Annotated in this window: 16 protein-coding genes, 1 tRNA gene and 1 pseudogene; 5 read left to right on the forward strand and 13 right to left on the reverse strand. The window is 58.7% G+C overall.

All coding sequences use genetic code 11. The features are described from left to right. Window positions 1–76 precede the first annotated feature (76 nt). From pheT to ACIPZ5_RS20625, 4 genes are all read left to right on the forward strand, one after another. Window positions 77–2,458 (forward strand): phenylalanine--tRNA ligase subunit beta, encoded by a 2,382-nt coding sequence (gene pheT, locus ACIPZ5_RS20610; protein WP_261943509.1) that lies wholly within the window; start codon window positions 77–79, stop codon window positions 2,456–2,458. Between the two features lie 4 nt (window positions 2,459–2,462). After that, window positions 2,463–2,765 (forward strand): integration host factor subunit alpha, encoded by a 303-nt coding sequence (ihfA, locus tag ACIPZ5_RS20615; RefSeq protein ID WP_003250679.1) that lies wholly within the window; start codon window positions 2,463–2,465, stop codon window positions 2,763–2,765. Continuing rightward, entirely contained in the window at window positions 2,746–3,102 is a 357-nt protein-coding gene (locus tag ACIPZ5_RS20620; RefSeq protein ID WP_008100384.1) for a MerR family transcriptional regulator, read from the forward strand. The genes ihfA and ACIPZ5_RS20620 overlap by 20 nt, the downstream gene beginning before the upstream one ends. A 112-nt stretch (window positions 3,103–3,214) precedes the next feature. Then, window positions 3,215–3,291 (forward strand) — tRNA-Pro (locus ACIPZ5_RS20625). Between the two features lie 171 nt (window positions 3,292–3,462). Here the strand turns inward: ACIPZ5_RS20625 and ACIPZ5_RS20630 are convergent. Beyond that, window positions 3,463–4,362: an HNH endonuclease gene (locus ACIPZ5_RS20630; protein ID WP_343596496.1), complete on the reverse strand. Its 900-nt coding sequence runs from the start codon at window positions 4,360–4,362 to the stop codon at window positions 3,463–3,465. 179 nt (window positions 4,363–4,541) lie between these two features. Between ACIPZ5_RS20630 and ACIPZ5_RS20635 the strand changes: the two genes are divergently transcribed. Then, window positions 4,542–4,751 carry a DUF1737 domain-containing protein gene (locus ACIPZ5_RS20635; RefSeq protein ID WP_343596776.1) on the forward strand — a complete coding sequence of 70 codons (210 nt, stop codon included), beginning with the start codon at window positions 4,542–4,544 and terminating at the stop codon, window positions 4,749–4,751. A gap of 83 nt (window positions 4,752–4,834) precedes the next feature. Here the strand turns inward: ACIPZ5_RS20635 and ACIPZ5_RS20640 are convergent, their stop codons facing one another. From ACIPZ5_RS20640 to ACIPZ5_RS20695, 12 genes and pseudogenes are all read right to left on the reverse strand, one after another. Next, on the reverse strand, window positions 4,835–6,745 hold the full coding sequence (locus ACIPZ5_RS20640) for a DUF2075 domain-containing protein (protein WP_343596493.1): 1,911 nt from the start codon (window positions 6,743–6,745) through the stop codon (window positions 4,835–4,837). 28 nt (window positions 6,746–6,773) lie between these two features. Then, entirely contained in the window at window positions 6,774–7,154 is a 381-nt protein-coding gene (locus tag ACIPZ5_RS20645; protein ID WP_085676066.1) for a nucleotide pyrophosphohydrolase, read from the reverse strand. Window positions 7,155–7,332: 178 nt separating this feature from the next. Further along, the gene (locus tag ACIPZ5_RS20650) at window positions 7,333–8,004 is read right to left on the reverse strand and encodes a hypothetical protein (RefSeq protein ID WP_400810373.1); all 672 of its coding nucleotides are present in this window, start codon (window positions 8,002–8,004) and stop codon (window positions 7,333–7,335) included. A gap of 100 nt (window positions 8,005–8,104) precedes the next feature. Next, window positions 8,105–8,701: a His-Xaa-Ser repeat protein HxsA gene (gene hxsA / locus ACIPZ5_RS20655; protein WP_343596488.1), complete on the reverse strand. Its 597-nt coding sequence runs from the start codon at window positions 8,699–8,701 to the stop codon at window positions 8,105–8,107. Beyond that, window positions 8,698–9,933, reverse strand: a complete 1,236-nt coding sequence (gene hxsC, locus ACIPZ5_RS20660; protein WP_343596486.1) for a His-Xaa-Ser system radical SAM maturase HxsC — start codon at window positions 9,931–9,933, stop codon at window positions 8,698–8,700. Before hxsC ends, hxsA begins: the two co-directional genes overlap by 4 nt. Then, window positions 9,933–11,420: a His-Xaa-Ser system radical SAM maturase HxsB gene (hxsB, locus tag ACIPZ5_RS20665; RefSeq protein ID WP_343596484.1), complete on the reverse strand. Its 1,488-nt coding sequence runs from the start codon at window positions 11,418–11,420 to the stop codon at window positions 9,933–9,935. Before hxsB ends, hxsC begins: the two co-directional genes overlap by 1 nt. A gap of 2 nt (window positions 11,421–11,422) precedes the next feature. Next, window positions 11,423–11,716: a His-Xaa-Ser system protein HxsD gene (hxsD, locus tag ACIPZ5_RS20670; RefSeq protein ID WP_343596482.1), complete on the reverse strand. Its 294-nt coding sequence runs from the start codon at window positions 11,714–11,716 to the stop codon at window positions 11,423–11,425. A gap of 165 nt (window positions 11,717–11,881) precedes the next feature. Continuing rightward, window positions 11,882–13,044, reverse strand: a pseudogene (locus ACIPZ5_RS20675) (AAA family ATPase). Between the two features lie 57 nt (window positions 13,045–13,101). Continuing rightward, window positions 13,102–13,386 carry a DUF3077 domain-containing protein gene (locus ACIPZ5_RS20680; protein WP_400810330.1) on the reverse strand — a complete coding sequence of 95 codons (285 nt, stop codon included), beginning with the start codon at window positions 13,384–13,386 and terminating at the stop codon, window positions 13,102–13,104. A 103-nt stretch (window positions 13,387–13,489) separates the two neighbouring features. Beyond that, window positions 13,490–13,756 (reverse strand): DUF3077 domain-containing protein, encoded by a 267-nt coding sequence (locus tag ACIPZ5_RS20685; RefSeq protein WP_343596480.1) that lies wholly within the window; start codon window positions 13,754–13,756, stop codon window positions 13,490–13,492. A gap of 166 nt (window positions 13,757–13,922) precedes the next feature. Further along, window positions 13,923–14,165, reverse strand: coding sequence for a hypothetical protein (locus ACIPZ5_RS20690; protein WP_060513428.1), 243 nt, complete (start codon window positions 14,163–14,165; stop codon window positions 13,923–13,925). Between the two features lie 458 nt (window positions 14,166–14,623). Beyond that, on the reverse strand, window positions 14,624–15,532 hold the full coding sequence (locus ACIPZ5_RS20695) for a DUF2167 domain-containing protein (protein ID WP_400810333.1): 909 nt from the start codon (window positions 15,530–15,532) through the stop codon (window positions 14,624–14,626). Window positions 15,533–15,635 lie beyond the last annotated feature (103 nt).

The following is a 15,635-nucleotide window of genomic DNA, read 5'->3' on the forward strand; positions in this document are numbered from 1 at the left end:
GGTGCCGAAGTTGGGCGTGCGGGTTGGTCGTACAGGTCACTCAGTCAATGCCCGACGCAACTTTCAGGAGAACAGCATGAAATTCAGTGAACAGTGGCTGCGCGGTTGGGTAAACCCGCAAGTCTCCCGTGACGAACTGGTCGCCCGCCTGTCCATGGCCGGCCTTGAAGTCGACAGCGTTACCCCCGCTGCCGGCCAGTTCAGCGGCATCGTCGTGGGCGAGATCCTCGCCACCGAACAACACCCGGACGCCGACAAACTGCGCGTGTGCCAGGTGAGCAACGGCCAGGAAACCTTCCAGGTCGTGTGCGGCGCGCCTAACGCCCGCCCAGGCATCAAGATCCCATTCGCCATGATCGGCGCCGAACTGCCAGGCGACTTCAAGATCAAGAAGGCCAAGCTGCGCGGCGTCGAGTCGTTCGGCATGCTCTGCTCGGCCGCCGAGCTGCAGATCAGCGAAGAAAACGACGGTCTGCTGGAACTGGCTGCCGACGCCCCGGTGGGCGAAGACATCCGCCAGTACCTGAGCCTGGACGACGCCAGCATCGAGATCGGCCTGACCCCGAACCGCGGTGACTGCCTGTCCATCGCAGGCCTCGCCCGCGACGTCAGCGCCCTGTACGACGTGCCGGTCACCCGCCCGGTGGTCCCAGCCGTTGCCCCGGCCCATGACGAAGTGCGCCCGGTCGAAGTCAGCGCCCCGGCGGCCTGCCCACGCTACCTGGGCCGTGTCATCCGCAACGTCGACCTGAGCAAGCCGACCCCGCTGTGGATGGTCGAGCGCCTGCGCCGCAGCGACGTGCGCAGCATCGACGCCGCCGTCGACATCACCAACTACGTGATGCTCGAGCTCGGCCAGCCGATGCACGCCTTCGACCTCGCCGAAATCAACGGCGGCATCCGCGTGCGCATGGCTGAAGAGGGCGAGAAGCTGGTGCTGCTCGACGGCCAGGAAGTGGCCCTGCGTGCCGACACCCTGGTCATCGCCGACCACACCCGCGCCCTGGCCATCGCCGGCGTCATGGGTGGCGAGCACAGCGGTGTGAACACCGAAAAAACCCGCGACCTGTTCCTCGAAAGCGCCTTCTTCGAGCCGATCTCCGTAGCCGGTAAAGCCCGTTCCTACGGCCTGCACACCGATGCCTCGCACCGTTACGAGCGCGGCGTCGACTCGCAGCTGGCCCGCGAAGCCATCGAACGCGCCACCCAGCTGATCCTCGACATCGTCGGCGGCGAAGCCGGCCCGGTGGTCGAAGCCGTCAGCGAGCAGCACCTGCCGAACGTCGCCCCGGTCACCCTGCGCGCCGAACGCATCACCCAGATGCTCGGCATGGAGATGGACCCGGCCCAGGTCGAGCAGTTGCTCAACAACCTTGGCCTGGCGACTAAAGCTGAAGGGGCAGGGCAGTGGACCGTCAACGTCCCAAGCCACCGCTTCGACATCAGCCTGGAAGTCGACCTGATCGAAGAGCTGGCCCGCCTGTACGGTTACAACAACCTGCCAGTGCGCTACCCGCAAGCCCGCCTCGCGCCGCAAGCCCGCCCGGAAACCCGCGGCGAGCTGCCAAACCTGCGCCGCCTGCTGGTCGCCCGCGGCTACCAGGAAGCCATCACCTACAGCTTCATCGACCCGAAACTGTTCGAGCTGTTCAGCCCAGGCGTCGAGCCGCTGCTGCTGGCCAACCCGATCTCCAACGACATGGCCGCCATGCGCGCCTCGTTGTGGCCGGGCCTGGTCAAGGCACTGCAGCACAACCTCAACCGCCAGCAAGACCGCGTGCGCCTGTTCGAAAGCGGCCTGCGCTTCGTCGGCCAGCTCGGTAACCTGCAGCAGCAGCCCATGATCGCCGGCGTCGTCACCGGCAGCCGCCTGCCAGAAGGCTGGGCCAACGGTCGCGACACCATCGACTTCTTCGACGTCAAGGCCGACGTCGAAGCCCTGCTGGGCTACAGCGGCGCCCTGAGCGACTTCACCTTCGCCGCCGGCAAGCACCCAGCCCTGCACCCTGGCCAGACCGCCGTGATCCAGCGCGACGGCAAGGACGTCGGCTACCTCGGCGCCCTCCACCCAGAGCTTGCCAAAGCCCTGGACCTGGACCGCCCGGTGTTCGTCTTCGAGCTGGTGTTGGGTGATGTGGTCGAAGGTCGCCTGCCGAAATTCAGCGAACTCTCCAAGTTCCCGGAAACCCGTCGCGACCTGGCCTTGATCGCAGGACGTGATGTAGCTTCTAGCTCGGTGCTTGAAGTAATTCGTGACAATGCAGGCGAATGGCTCACAGACCTCAGGCTGTTTGATGTCTACCAGGGTAAAGGTATTGATCCTGATAGAAAAAGCCTCGCCGTCGGCTTGACCTGGCAGCATCCATCGCGCACTCTTAACGACGATGAGGTGAACGCCGCACTGCAAAATATCCTCACCTCGCTCGAACAAAGGTTGAACACCACGTTAAGGAAATAACGGCATGGGTGCTCTGACGAAAGCTGAGATGGCCGAAAGGCTGTACGAGGAGCTGGGGCTTAACAAGCGTGAGGCCAAGGAGCTGGTCGAGCTGTTTTTTGAAGAAATTCGGCACGCACTTGAAGAGAACGAGCAGGTCAAGTTGTCCGGTTTCGGCAACTTCGACCTTCGCGACAAACGCCAGCGGCCGGGCCGCAACCCCAAGACAGGGGAAGAGATCCCGATCACCGCACGGCGCGTCGTCACCTTTCGTCCAGGGCAGAAGTTGAAGGCCCGGGTTGAGGCCTATGCTGGAACCAAGCCATAACGACGAACTGCCCCCCATACCGGGCAAACGCTACTTCACCATTGGTGAAGTGAGCGAGTTGTGTGCCGTGAAGCCACACGTGCTGCGGTATTGGGAGCAGGAGTTTCCTCAGCTCAACCCTGTGAAGCGGCGGGGGAACCGGCGGTATTATCAGCGGCAGGATGTGCTGATGATTCGCCAGATCCGGGCGCTGCTGTATGACCAGGGGTTCACCATTGGCGGGGCGCGGTTGCGGCTCTCCAGTGATGAGGTGAAGGATGAATCGAGCCAGTACAAGCAGCTGATTCGGCAGATGATTGTCGAGTTGGAGGATGTGTTGGTGGTGTTGAAGAAATAGGCTGGTTTCTGATGAGTGGAAAATTTTTTGAGAAAAAGGTTTCATTTATCAGGAGGTTAGGGTACATTCTTCAACGTTCTCGGCAAGATTGAGAACATGCTTCAAGCCCAGTCGGGGCGTAGCGCAGCCCGGTAGCGCACTTGCATGGGGTGCAAGGGGTCGAGTGTTCGAATCACTCCGTCCCGACCATTATTGAATGAAAAAGCCCAGTCGGTCACGACTGGGCTTTTTTGTGGCCTGCGGAATTTCGTACTTGAGAATAATTCGGTGGCCAATGTGGTAGCGTCTTTGGGAGCCATTGGCTCCCGTGCGATGTCTTTTATCAAGTCCTTCTGTTTACCACTAAGCTCTAACGGTTATTCAGCTGAAGCTAAAGCGTTCTCGATGCATCGCAAGATACCTCCGATTTCCATCGCTCAATTGGCCGATCTTTGTGAATTCATCTAATCGTAAAATGTGGCGCTCTTCTTCTTTCAGCATGTTGCTGATAAGAAGGTCACCATTTTGCGAAAACGAAATCAGCCCCGAGTCAAACAGGCGATCGATGTGTGCAGCCAGCAGCAGACCATTTTCGGTATCTAGACGTGCGGTATTATCAGCTAGGCTCCATGCATGGATATGGGAGGCAACCAGAAGGTTTGGGTTTTGCAGGCCGGTGAGGGCGCACTTACCAGCCCAGCGACCTAGCAACCCAGACCGAAATCCGCCCTGACCAATTCTGGCTTCGATCAGTGCTGTTCTGGTTGTACTGCTCACTTTCTGAGGTGAACCGGAGTCAATCATTCGATCTTCATATTCAGCGAAGATCCCAGCTTGTTCCAGTAAAAATTGGCCAGCATCAGCAGGCAGTGCAGCCATGTAGATCTGATTGATGCCGCTCGCGCTATTGAATAGTCGAGGTTCCGTGCGAGAGTCAAATCGCATCATGTAAAGTTCGGCGATGTCATCGCTGCGTACTGGGCGCTTCAGCTCGACGTAACTGATATCTACGCGATGCCCTTCATTCTGCCATTCTTTGAATGATGGACGCGGAGGTCGTTCAGCTCTGTAGGAGTCGCGCCGAGCTGTTGCGATGCCTCGAATGTAATTGTCGTGGTAGCAAAAAATCAAATCACCTGTCTGGACCTTGGCCACGTTATCCCAGTGGGTCCGGAATTGCTTTTTTCCTGTCTTGGATCGTGAGCTAAGTGGTGCCCATAGAAATTGGCCGTTCTTGGCCTCTTTATGGGTTGCGCCGAGGTTTACCCAGAAGAATTGCATCTCGCGTCCTAAGTGATGGCCTGTCGCCATTAACTTTAGCGAGAATTCTTACTTGGAGAAAGGAAATTTCCTACGCTAGACGCCGCTATGGTGAGCGTGACGCACCTGGTTGAGCATTAGAGGGGCGCTAGGGTCTGTGTGAAAAGTCTTGAGACGAAGTTCAGGCAAGGCGGAGGCAGCTGAGGAAGCAGAGCTTACGGGGGGTAAATGAGCACTTCGAGGCTGTTCTCAACGCAGCATCACCGGATGCCTCCTTTTGCCACAAGGTCAGTGATTCCTTAAAGCTGGGATATCAACGCCGTGGCGGGCCTGCACTCACGTTCAGCGGAAAGGATGTGATCGCGGCGCAGGCTGTTATCTGGTCGGATGCGCACGAAGCTTCGTCTTGAAAGCACGCTTGGGACTTTTGCTTTCATCCAGCATCGGGTCTGAGCAGTTTGGCTTTCACCAAGCCGGCCTGTATTCCCGCCGCTCAAGATACGGATGCTAGCAACTCTGTTTCTGCCTTCGGCACAATTAGGTCGATCAGGCTCGCCCGGCTACGGAAATACTGCGCAGTCTGTTCGTCGCTGCAGTAGATGTAGCAGCCCTTCATCCCACGAGTCATTAAGGTTCTGTAGGTGTTCTTGATGATGAGGTCGACCAGCTCACGAGTCTCTTCGGGTGCCGTTTTCATCCGAGTCTTGTAGCCCCGTATGGATCGGTCCTGCTTGTCGCGTTTGCTTGGGTCGGTCAACACCTGGCCATCGCGAATCACGAGGTCCGGTCCGATGATCACTCCAATGTAATCGACTTCCAGCCCTTGGCAGGTGTGAATGCAGCCGACCTGCTCGACCGAGTTCTGCGCGATGATCCACAGGCTGCCGTCCTGGTCGAGGTTCCATTTGCGGCGGTAATTGTCGCCAATGACGATGTCATGGGCTGCAGGTTCTTTCTTGCTGGTCCAGGGCCAGCAATAGCCAGCGACGACGCGGGCCTTGTTGTGGTTGTTTTTCTGTTCGATGGCCGCGTGAAGGGCTTCGGGGGTGTCGAATACCTTGAACTCGTAGAGACTGCTGTCCAGGTGCCGGTTGGCGGTCGGGCGCACTTGCAGCACGTCGTCCAGCCAAGCCAGGTAACCGTCCGAGCCGTTGCAGCGAAACTGGGAGGCGAGGGTGTACTCCTCGACCTGTGCGCCTTTGGCTTCGGCAAAGGCGCGGATTGCTTCTCGGCTGCCGATGTCGCTCAGGGTGACGCGCTGATCTTCGTCGATGAAGAAAATGGTGCAGGCCGAGGCATTGACCAGCTCTTTGATCTGGTTCTCGCCCAGGTTGCCGTAGAGGCCACTTTTCTCGTTGAGGCGATGAGCTTCGTCGACGACCAGGAAGTCATTGATATTCGCGGCGGTATCGACAAAGGCGCCCGACCCAGCGAACAGGTTGGAGAAGTGGCTGCGGGTGATCGAGCCTGCCAGTTTGCTTTCGTAGACTTTGCGAGGTGCGGCGTTCTTAGAGACGTACCGTCCGTACAGGCCTTGGCCGATGAGCTTCACCAGCAGGTTGAGTGCGACCACTGTCTTCCCGGTGCCAGGGCCACCTTGAATGATCACTACCCTCGGCTTTTCAGTAGATGCGGCAGTGCCTGCGGCCATCGCTGCTTCGAAGATCTCTTTCTGATCGTCGATTAGAATGAATTCAGGTTGCGCTTTGAGCAGGCCTTTCAGAGAATCTGCCAGCGCTTTGGACGGACGGATGGGGCTGTTTACTAGTTCATGCAGCGTGCTGTTCTCATCGCCGCTGGCGATGTGTTGCTTGATGAACGTGCGCAGCTGTTCCAGCTGCTCCTTGCCTCGCATGAACAGCGGAGCCTTGCTTGTGTAATCCTGATAATGCTTTGCGTTGAGTACGCCATCAGCTACGTAGTTATGTAGATAGGCGCATGCCTTCACCTGGATGCCACCGGTATGCACGGCTTCGTTGAAACCGTGCAACAGGCTGGCGTAAGACCACGCTTGATACGATGGATGAACGGTCTCGCGTTCTTTGCCACCCAGTACCGTGCGGACAATCGCATCTTTGCTGGTGGCTTTCGCTTGGCTCCATTGTTTGAGTTCAACCAATAGAACGCTGCGCTGGCCCTCGGCGTTGAAGCCGGTGAGGGTTATATCGATTCGCTTGGAGGTCTGGGGTATGTGCAGCTCAATCGCTACGCCCATTGAGTCGGGCAGCCCGGGGGCTTGAAGCACATTGGCCATTTTGCCAAGGGAATTCTTCCACGAATTGATCTCTGAGGCGGCGACCCGTTTGCCGGTCGTGGACTGGTAACTGTCCAGAATCACGTCTTCGATATCGTCGTTGATGCAGTCGTGCAGAAACTGCGATTTGGTCGCTTGATAAACGATCAAGGTCCTTCTTCCTTACTCAAGCTGGCAATCAGAGTTGGTCGTACTTCTTGGCGGTATTGCGGGCTTTTTCTACCGGGTACTTTTCGCCGTTCAGGCGCAATTTGCGTTTAGCCGCTGCGTCCAGGTCCACGCCCAGGACCGAGGCCAGGCGTACCAGGTACATGAGCACGTCGGCGAGCTCTTCCTCGACGGCCTGCGCTGTATCCGGGTTATGGGCGGCGGACTTGGAGGCGTCCTCGCTGAGCCATTGGAAGATCTCGTTGAGTTCACCGACTTCGCCGCTCAGGGCCATGACCAGGTTCTTGGGCGAGTGGAACTGGGCCCAGTTGCGGTCGGCGGCAAATTGCTCGAGCGCCTGGGCCAGGCGGGTGGTGTCGACGAGCTGGGGTGAAGCGGTGGGGGTTGTCACGAGAGCGTCCTGTGTTGGCGGGCGAACTGGGCTGATGGGAGCCACCGTTTAGCCTTCATTGCAGATGCTCGACACCATACGTCCTACAGACGAAATGAGAAAGTGTGTAGGAGAATTCGGAGTAACCTGTAGATCTAGGTCAAAGCGTAGCTGTATGCCGAGATCGGGTGGACTGCTATCACTCGTAGCGAAGGGAGAGCGACTGGAGTTCGTCGAGGGCCGCCATAGCGGCTTTCCGTGACTGATGAAGCTCGTTGGCATGGGGCTCGGGAAGATGGGGGCCAGGGGTTGGAATGGCAGACACCGTGGCGTTGCGCCAAGCGTCATAAATAGGGTTGTTAACGAAGCCAGATTCATGCTGACCTCGTAAAAGTGCTTCCTCGATCTGTTTGGCAATAGCTGGCGTTACAGTGCTGTAGGCAAACCGTGACGAGGGATGATTTACCACTGCTACCGGGATCCCTGTCGAAAGGGATGTGATCCGTTTGCCGTTGCGGATGCTGAAACAGACAATCAACTGAGGTGCCAACACCTTCACTACCTGCGAGAAGGCAGATCTGCTCCGCTCCCACGCGCCGTCTTGCGGAGTCTGACGATTGGCACTGACGAATTCCTGCAAGTAGTTGTAGTAGGCGACGCTTTCCCAAAATGCCTGCCTGTCCAGGCTAGCAACACCAGGCTTGGCTTTCGTGACCGCGGTCCTGATTTTCGCAAAGTGCGCATGCTTGCGCAGCTTGCGAGTCGCCTGGGGATGCACCTGCCTCAGTGCAAGCGCCTTTATGATTTCCGGGGTAACGGTCGGGCGCTCATGTTCTTTGTTTCCATAGTGCGATTCGCATACCAACAGCACGCGCAATCCGTGGATGCCTTCGGTGTATCGGGCACCCACCCAGGGTGCGAATCGAACGGGATGCTGAGGTGATGTCATCTGCTGGTCAACCGAAGGCAGCTTATGGAATTTTGATCCCCAACGCATTCAGCGTTGGCGTATCCATCCGGCCATTCACGGTCAGTGCACTGTCCATCTGGAAGGCCATCAACGCCCCACGTGTCGCTTTGCCCATTACCCCATCGACCGCGCCCTGATAATACTGGCGCACCATCAGCGCAGTCTGCACACGCGTGACCAGATTACTTTTCTGCTCATTGGTTGCACGTGCGGTGGACTTGCTTGCACTTGTACCGCTGGTAGTGCCAGACGATTGATATAGGCTATTGCTGCTTGAGGTACTCGGCGCGGTGTAACTGCGGGTAGTGGTAGCAGGTGGGCTGTAATAACGAGGCGAGCTGTAGCCCCCTGAGCTGCTGTAGTGAGAACTGTGCGAACTATGGGAGCTATGTGAACTGTGCGAGCGATGTGCCGCATAAATGTTCACGGCGTCTGAAGCGTTGAGCGTGTTGGTAAATACCGGGGGCTGCAGTTTGTCAGCAGGCTTCCAGTTCGCATCGGCGAGCGGCATGTGGCCTGCCTGTGCCAAGGTGGCACCTGCCATTGGCAGCAGGCTGAACCCACTGATCAGGATTTTCCAGCGGTTTAGCAGTTTCACTGTGCACTCCTTGCGTAGGCGCTAAAGGTCTCGGGCGATAGTTGTTTTACGCCGCGGCTTTGCCAGCGGTCGGTGTGGGATTTGAAGAAGCCGGAGCAATGTTTCACGGCGGCGCATTGCTGGCAGGCATCGATGAACAGGTTCTTCCAGTCCGAGATGCTCTGGCGGGCGAAGCGCGATAGGTGGGCCGGGATCAGGCACAGGGGCAGGTTGTAGATCGAGACCGGCACACCGCGGTTGAACAGGAAGAACGTGGCCTGGCTCAACGATTCCTGATAGTCCAGTGGGTCGATCCACAGCGCTTCATAGTGCTTTCTGGCAAGGCCCGTACTTTCGATACCCATCAGCGCAACATGCCGCACGAAGGGCAGGTTTCTGAACACGTAGTGGGCCAGCTCAGGTAAGCGTGGAGTGGTCAGGCGGTTCAGCACCACGCGTATCTCGATGATCTGCTTGGCGCGGGCGAGGTTGTAAAGGCCTTGCAGGGTTTCGCTGAACGCGCCTGGCGCCTGCACCACATGGTCATGGTCCTCGGCATTGTCGGCATACAGCGGGATGCCCCAGCTCAACTGCGGGTGGCCGATGGCAGCGAGTGCTTCGATCCAGCTCGGGTCCTTGAACAGGCGCCCATTGCTGAGCACATGAACGGACTTCCGCGGCAAAACGGCTTTGCACTTGGCAAGGATTTCGAGCAGGCCGTCGCGATAAAGCGTTGGTTCACCGCCGCTGATGCCCAGGTTCTCCTCAATCGGGTCCATCAGGTCGATCAACCGAAGGTTTTCCTCGATGTGCCAGCGGTCATCGATATCCTTGGGCGGCTGCGAGCACATCAAGCAGAGGCTGTTGCAGCGATCGGTCATGAACAGCAGATTGCTGTCCGAACCTCGTCGATAGAGCACGCGCGCCATTGTGTTGCCTGGTGTAATGGCGATGACATCGCCCGGCTGCACGACCTCTGCATCTTTGGGACTGTGAAGGTGCAGCCTCTCGCTTTCGAAGTCGCCAACCAGCGGCTTCGGTGTCAGAAATCCACCCACTGGCAATGAAAGCAGGTGCGGGTTCCTTAGGCGTTCTTCGTTCGGCAGCCAAAGTAGCAGGTCATTGAAGTCGGCACTGCCGGCACACACTGCCAGGCCCTGTTCGATGAACTCGTCCAGAGTGATGACCTTGAGTAGTCTGGGTTCGTGCAGGTGCTGGATTTCAAAGTGGGTATCTTTGCGCAGCATCGCCATCAGCCCCTGTAACCCGGAAGGCGAACATCGCTGTAGGCGCGCCTGTTCAACCAGGACAGCAGCACCCGCTGCACGTTGTCGTCGCCATCGCGAAGCAGGCCGAACAAATGCTTCAGCAGCCCCATGTTCTTCTTGCAGAAGCTGCTGAACGCTCTGTGCCCGATCGGGTCACCTAGGCGTGCGAAGTGCTCGACGGGGTCTGCGCCGCAGTAAGGGACCAGCGCACAATCCGAGCAGCCGGGTAATGCTTCCGCAACACCACTGCTAAGCAACGCCTCCATGACGGGCGATGCCAGCAGTTCCGGTAAAGGTTGCTGGACCCGACCAAGCCTCAAGCCATCTTCGCCCATCTCCAGCAACATGCGGGCTTCGTCCGACGGATAGACGTAACCGTCATAGTTGTAGACCAGCGCAGCAGTACCCGCGCCGGCAGGAGAGCGGAGGTCTACGTAGCCGGAGGAGAAGGGTGTGAGGATATTCTTGAGCAACAGGCTCGTGTAACTCTCCGACAAATATACGCCTTGCTGGTTGATGTCCAGCAAATAGGCCAGTGCTTTCTGGTAGAAGGCCAGATATCGCTCGATCGGGTAGTCAAGGCGATGGGCACTCTTGGTGGCGAACCCATAAGGGCTCAGTGGTCGGAGTGAGATGCTGGAGAAACCTTGGTTCACATACTCGTCGATGATCGCTTCAGGCTGTTCGAGGCTTCTTGAAGTCAGTGTGGTCAATGCCGACACCGCCTCATGGCCTAGGCGTTCACGGACCCATTGGATGCCTTTTACAGTGCGCTCGTAGGAATCTCGCGATGGTGTTGGGCGGTTGGCATTGTGCAAAGGCGCCGGCCCATCGAGCGACGTCGAAAACTGGATGCGATGCTGCTTTGCGACGTCGAGGATTTCTTCAGTCAGGTGATGCAGCGTCGTAGTAATGACGAACTGGATGTCCCGCTGCTCGACCACGTTTCGTTCAACTATCCATTCGACAATCTGGCGTACGCGCTCGAAGGCCAGAAGCGGCTCGCCACCCTGAAACTCCACGGTCAGGGCGGGGGCGTTCGATTCGAAAAGGCGATCGACCGCAGCCCTGGCATCTGCCTCCTGGAGGTCGTGGCCCGAGCCGCCCATCGGGGCCCGCGACACTTGGCAGTACTGACAGGTATGGTTGCAGCGCAATGTGACCACGAACAAGTGCAGTGCCGGGCCTTGGAATAGAAAGTCCTTGCGGCTGCGATACTGCGCGGCCATTTCCGGAAACGGATCGTGGTGGCCTGGTTCGTAGATGAAGTGACGGGCCAGCAGGTCTTTGTAAAACGGTGTGCCCGCTTCAACGTCGAAGTAGCTGAGGGCCTGTAACTGCGCGTCGTTCACGTGCAAGTACTCCCCGGTATCGGCGGTGAGCAGAATGTCACGTTCATTTCCCGTGTTCATGCGCATGAATCGGAAGGGCAGCAAGCGGTAGTGCTTGGCATCGGTTGCAATCAGTGTCACTGCTAAATCCCGCATCCAGCGAGTGCGGCTCGGGCTAGCACTTCGCGTAACCCCGTCGTTTCGCGGTTGATGTGGTCGCGCAGGGCGAAGTCATTCAGATGCTGGAGGATCAGCGAATGCGCCTGCTGCGGGGGAAGTGCCAGTTTTGCTGTAGTGGGGAAAGCCGTGAGGCAGATCTTGCTGGCTTCAATACCGATCTGGATCGCGACGGTGTCAGCCAAGGCGTAAGCAGCGCGTTGCACCACGCCCAGCGGGTAGGCGGCGCTGTCAATTTGCAGCGTGACTGGCCATGTCATCGAAACCGGTCCTTCAAATCCGTTGGGAACGTGTGGATTTTGCCGGTTAACGAGGCATAGTGCCATCACAATTTTTACATTTGCACACATCTAACTGACGGAGCGGATGCCGCACGCCGTGTGCACCGGCAACTGAAACGGGATAGACCGGGGGTTGTCGCACCCTCAGTCCACCCACCGCCACAACGGCTCATCCAGCAACCCAACCCCCCGCAACTGCGTCTGCCCCTGGTGCTTCTCCAGCTCCAGCACATTGCACCCCTCGCACGCCGTCTACGCCTCAATCAGCGGCCTGCTATGCGACACCACCCACACCTGGCTACGCTGCGAAGCACGAATGATCAGCCGCGCCAGCGCCGGGAGCAGATCAGCATGCAGGCTGGTCTCCGGTTCGTTGAGCACCATCAGCGATGGCGGCCGAGGCGTCAGCAGCGCGGCCTACAGCAACAGGTAGCGCAGGGTCCCGTCCTACAACTCGGCGCCTCCCAGCGGACGCAGCAGCCCGTGCTGGTGCAGCCGCACGCTGAACAGGCCACCCGGTGGCGCGTCGATCTCCAGGCGGCTGCCGGGGAATGCATCCTCCAGCGCGGCCACGAGGTCTTCCACCTCTCCAATCTCGATGATGGTCTGCAGCGCCGAAGCGAGGTTGCGGCCATCGTGGTGCAGCACTGGCGAGCGGGTGCCCAGCTGGGGCTGACGGCAGGGCGCATCGCGGTCGATGCGGAAGTGGTCGTAGAACCGCCAGTTGTTGATGAACGCACGCAGCTCGCCGATCTCTGGCGCCTGGCGGGGGCGTCCGACGATGTTGAAGAAGCTCTCACAACTATCGGCATGCTGATCGAGCACCGTCCAGCTGTTGCCCTCCCGGGCGCGCACCATGGCGTTCTTGCGCTCTACCAATAAGGAAGAGGGACGGTAGGCTCCAGCACCCCAGATGGCTTCAGACTTGATCTCGGGGTCGAGCATGAATGCAGTTGGATAGGGCAGGGGAATCGGCAGGCCGAGCGAGATGGCAAAGCCGAAATCCTCGGTGGCAAAACCCAAGCGCAGGCGTTTGACGTCGCTCGGATGCTGGCCTTGGATGGGCACTTCACCACGCTTCATGCGCGCACTCATCTCAGGCCCGGCCCACCAGGTCGAATCCAGTCCGCCTTCCGGGCAAGTGCTTCGATCACGCCGCCCTGGGCGGTTTCGGCGAGCAGGCGCAGGGCTTTGTAGACATTGGATTTACCGCTGCCGTTGGCACCCGTCACCAGGTTGAGTTGGCCTAGTGGCAACACAAGGTGATTGATCGAGCGGTAGTTGCCGATGGCGAAGGTGGTGAGCATCCGATGCGTCCCAGCTTGAACTGAGCAGCCGATTGTGGCCGAACTGGGGCGGCGTTACTACCGATCAGCTTGGCTTCGGGAATGGGGGCGGCTGTGTTCTAGTTCATCAAAAAGGGCGCGAACCATCATATTGATATAGTGGGAGGCAGCGACCCTTCGATGGTCGCCTAGCATGACGCCGGTGTGGTTGAGGTAGCGGGCGCAGTCCAACAGTTTCGTGGCTTGTTCTTTGGCTTGGGTGGTGGGTAATCCAGGGATGGCGGAGAGCAGTTGTTGTGGAGGGCCGAAGCGATGGTGCGGAGGTTGGTCGCTCGAACTGCTCGGGGTGTTGATTTGGAGCATTGGTTAATTCTCCTGGAGTTGGGAGCAGGGGCTTAGATTGTTGGGGCCGCTTTGCGGCCCATCGCCGGCAAGCGCGGCTCCCACAGGGGCGGGTGGCACGACTTTAGTCTTTCATCATGCCCAGTTCGGCATCATCGAGCAGGGCTTTTGCCAGGGCGCTGAGGTAGTGAGAGGCCCAGAGCAGCTGGGGTTTGTCTTCCATCAGGCCGTCGATGGTCAGGTCGCGGACGTAGCCCATCAGTTCAGAGGCCTGTTCGCGGGCGCTTTGGCAGGGGATGCCGGGTTCGATGCGGAATAGGGGATGGGACTGGTTTTCGCCTTGGTAGAAGGTGGTTTTGCCGACTGTGAATTGGGTTTCTTCTGTGGCCATTGGTTGATCTCCCTGAAGTTGTAACTGCCTGGGCTGGCCCTATCGCCGGCAAGCCGGGATCGCGCAGGTTCACCAGACGCCTAAGGGTCGTCTACAACCTCAGGGGTGGTGCTGTGCGAGGGTGCGAGCCTTCGAAAGCGTCAGGCCAGGCAAATCATGATGCGGATTAATGCAGCGTCTGCGGATCGGCTGGCTTTTGAATTTGAACCAGCGCTGATTCGAGCAATTTGCGCAGGGTTTCGAGTTCGTGCATTGAGGTCATGATCAACAGCGACACGGGTGACTTGGGCTGCATCAACATCGCCTGCTGGGCAACTACTTCGGCACATAGTGCGTAGTCAGCCGCCATCATCAGCGTGTCTTCAAGGGAGTGGAGATTGTGGGGCGGATCGGGAACGATCTTCAGCATGGTGTGGCTCCTGTCGTAATGGAGCAACCACCAACCGCGGCTAAACGATTAGGTGGCAGCTGTACGCGGGTTAGCCGACCGGGACGTCAGGCACCCGGCGCACCCGAAGGTGCCCCGCGCACAGCCGCCATAAAGGCGCTAATGCCGATTGCTCGGTCTTGCATGGCTGTGGTGTCCGACGATATCGGGCGGCTAAACCCGGTCGTTGCATGACAACGACGTCCCGAGACTAGAGTCCACTATTAGCGTATGCAACGAAAAACAGGCGTCGGCAGTATCTTTGGGAAAGGTCCTACAAGGAAGGGGCTAAATCTGATTTATTTAGCCAAAGGGCGTAACAATATGTGACTGCTCAGCCCCATAAACCGGCTCGTACATCTCTCTCAACCAACGTCGCAGCGGAGCTGATTCACCCATCGCGGTAATGGCCCACCCAGCAAAGGTGAGCCAGCTCATAATCAGGCCCGCTTGCGCTTGAACAACTTGCCAATGAAGCCAGCAATGGCCACCAACCCCAGCACGATAAACTTCTTGAACGCCAGCAAGGCAACCCCAATCTTGGCAAACAGCCCCGCCTTGGCAGCGATGCCACCGGCGACCAGGGCGGCCAGGCCGTATGGCGCCAGCTTGTCGGTCTTGGCGTCGTAGTCGGCGTAGCGGTTGCCGTCGGTGAAGTTGGTGAAGGCGAGGATCTTCGGCGTTTCCTGCTTGATGGTCTGTAGGTCGGCCATCGCCGCCACGGCGTTGAGTTCCAGCACGCCTTCGCGGCCCAGCACGCGGATGCTGTAGTTTAGCGTGGTCTGGTCGGCGTCTTCGGCCTTCAACTCGCGCGCCCAGTACATCTTGTGGGTCGCCTGATCGTAGCTCGGTGGCTCGGCCCAGCCCAGCAGTGTCAGGCCGGCATAGCCTTGCTTGCGACGCGCCTTGTTGTCTTCCTCGTCATCGGCCTTCATCTGCTCGAGCAGCTCGGCGTAGTCGATCTTGGCGGCGTCATCGTCGGAAATGTGGCCGTCGTTCTTGTAGCTGATGATCACGCCCCAGCCGTTGTCGGCCAGTGGGTTGACGGCGGTCGGGATGATCATGCCGAGGGTCTTGAAGCCCGGTGGGTTGCCCCAGCCTTCGGTCAGCAGGCGCTCGGTATCGTCCGGCGACAGGTAGTAGAACTCGTTGTTGAGTTGCAGGCTGGCGATGCCACTGGGCAGGGTGATGTTGCCGTGCTGTGGCTTGAGCGTGGCCAGCCACTGTTCGGCGGTCTGCTGCGGTTGTTCGGTGGTGGTTGGCGCAGACGCGGGCGTGCTGGCGGCAATGGCGGGCAAAGCGGTTGCGCAGAGCAACACTGCCGCCAATAGCTGGCGCAGGTGTTTCATTGTAGTCCCTTACAATTTGAATTAATTTGGCCGCGCAGGATAACTGAAAGAACTGGCCAACAGCCAGAATTCATGTCTGTGCCTGTTTGCGTTGCCAACGGGA

Origin of the sequence: Pseudomonas sp. NPDC089428, from assembly GCF_044749325.1 — a bacterium.
Lineage (GTDB): Bacteria > Pseudomonadota > Gammaproteobacteria > Pseudomonadales > Pseudomonadaceae > Aquipseudomonas.

Coding starts and splice junctions, on each gene's coding strand:
- pheT (WP_261943509.1), top strand. CDS start 77: ATGAAATTCAGTGAACAGTGGCTGCGCGGTTGGGTAAACCCGCAAGTC.
- ihfA (WP_003250679.1), top strand. CDS start 2,463: ATGGGTGCTCTGACGAAAGCTGAGATGGCCGAAAGGCTGTACGAGGAG.
- ACIPZ5_RS20620 (WP_008100384.1), top strand. CDS start 2,746: ATGCTGGAACCAAGCCATAACGACGAACTGCCCCCCATACCGGGCAAA.
- ACIPZ5_RS20630 (WP_343596496.1), bottom strand. CDS start 4,362: ATGCAATTCTTCTGGGTAAACCTCGGCGCAACCCATAAAGAGGCCAAG.
- hxsC (WP_343596486.1), bottom strand. CDS start 9,933: ATGGCGATGCTGCGCAAAGATACCCACTTTGAAATCCAGCACCTGCAC.
- hxsD (WP_343596482.1), bottom strand. CDS start 11,716: ATGACATGGCCAGTCACGCTGCAAATTGACAGCGCCGCCTACCCGCTG.
- ACIPZ5_RS20680 (WP_400810330.1), bottom strand. CDS start 13,386: ATGCTCCAAATCAACACCCCGAGCAGTTCGAGCGACCAACCTCCGCAC.
- ACIPZ5_RS20685 (WP_343596480.1), bottom strand. CDS start 13,756: ATGGCCACAGAAGAAACCCAATTCACAGTCGGCAAAACCACCTTCTAC.
- ACIPZ5_RS20690 (WP_060513428.1), bottom strand. CDS start 14,165: ATGCTGAAGATCGTTCCCGATCCGCCCCACAATCTCCACTCCCTTGAA.
- ACIPZ5_RS20695 (WP_400810333.1), bottom strand. CDS start 15,532: ATGAAACACCTGCGCCAGCTATTGGCGGCAGTGTTGCTCTGCGCAACC.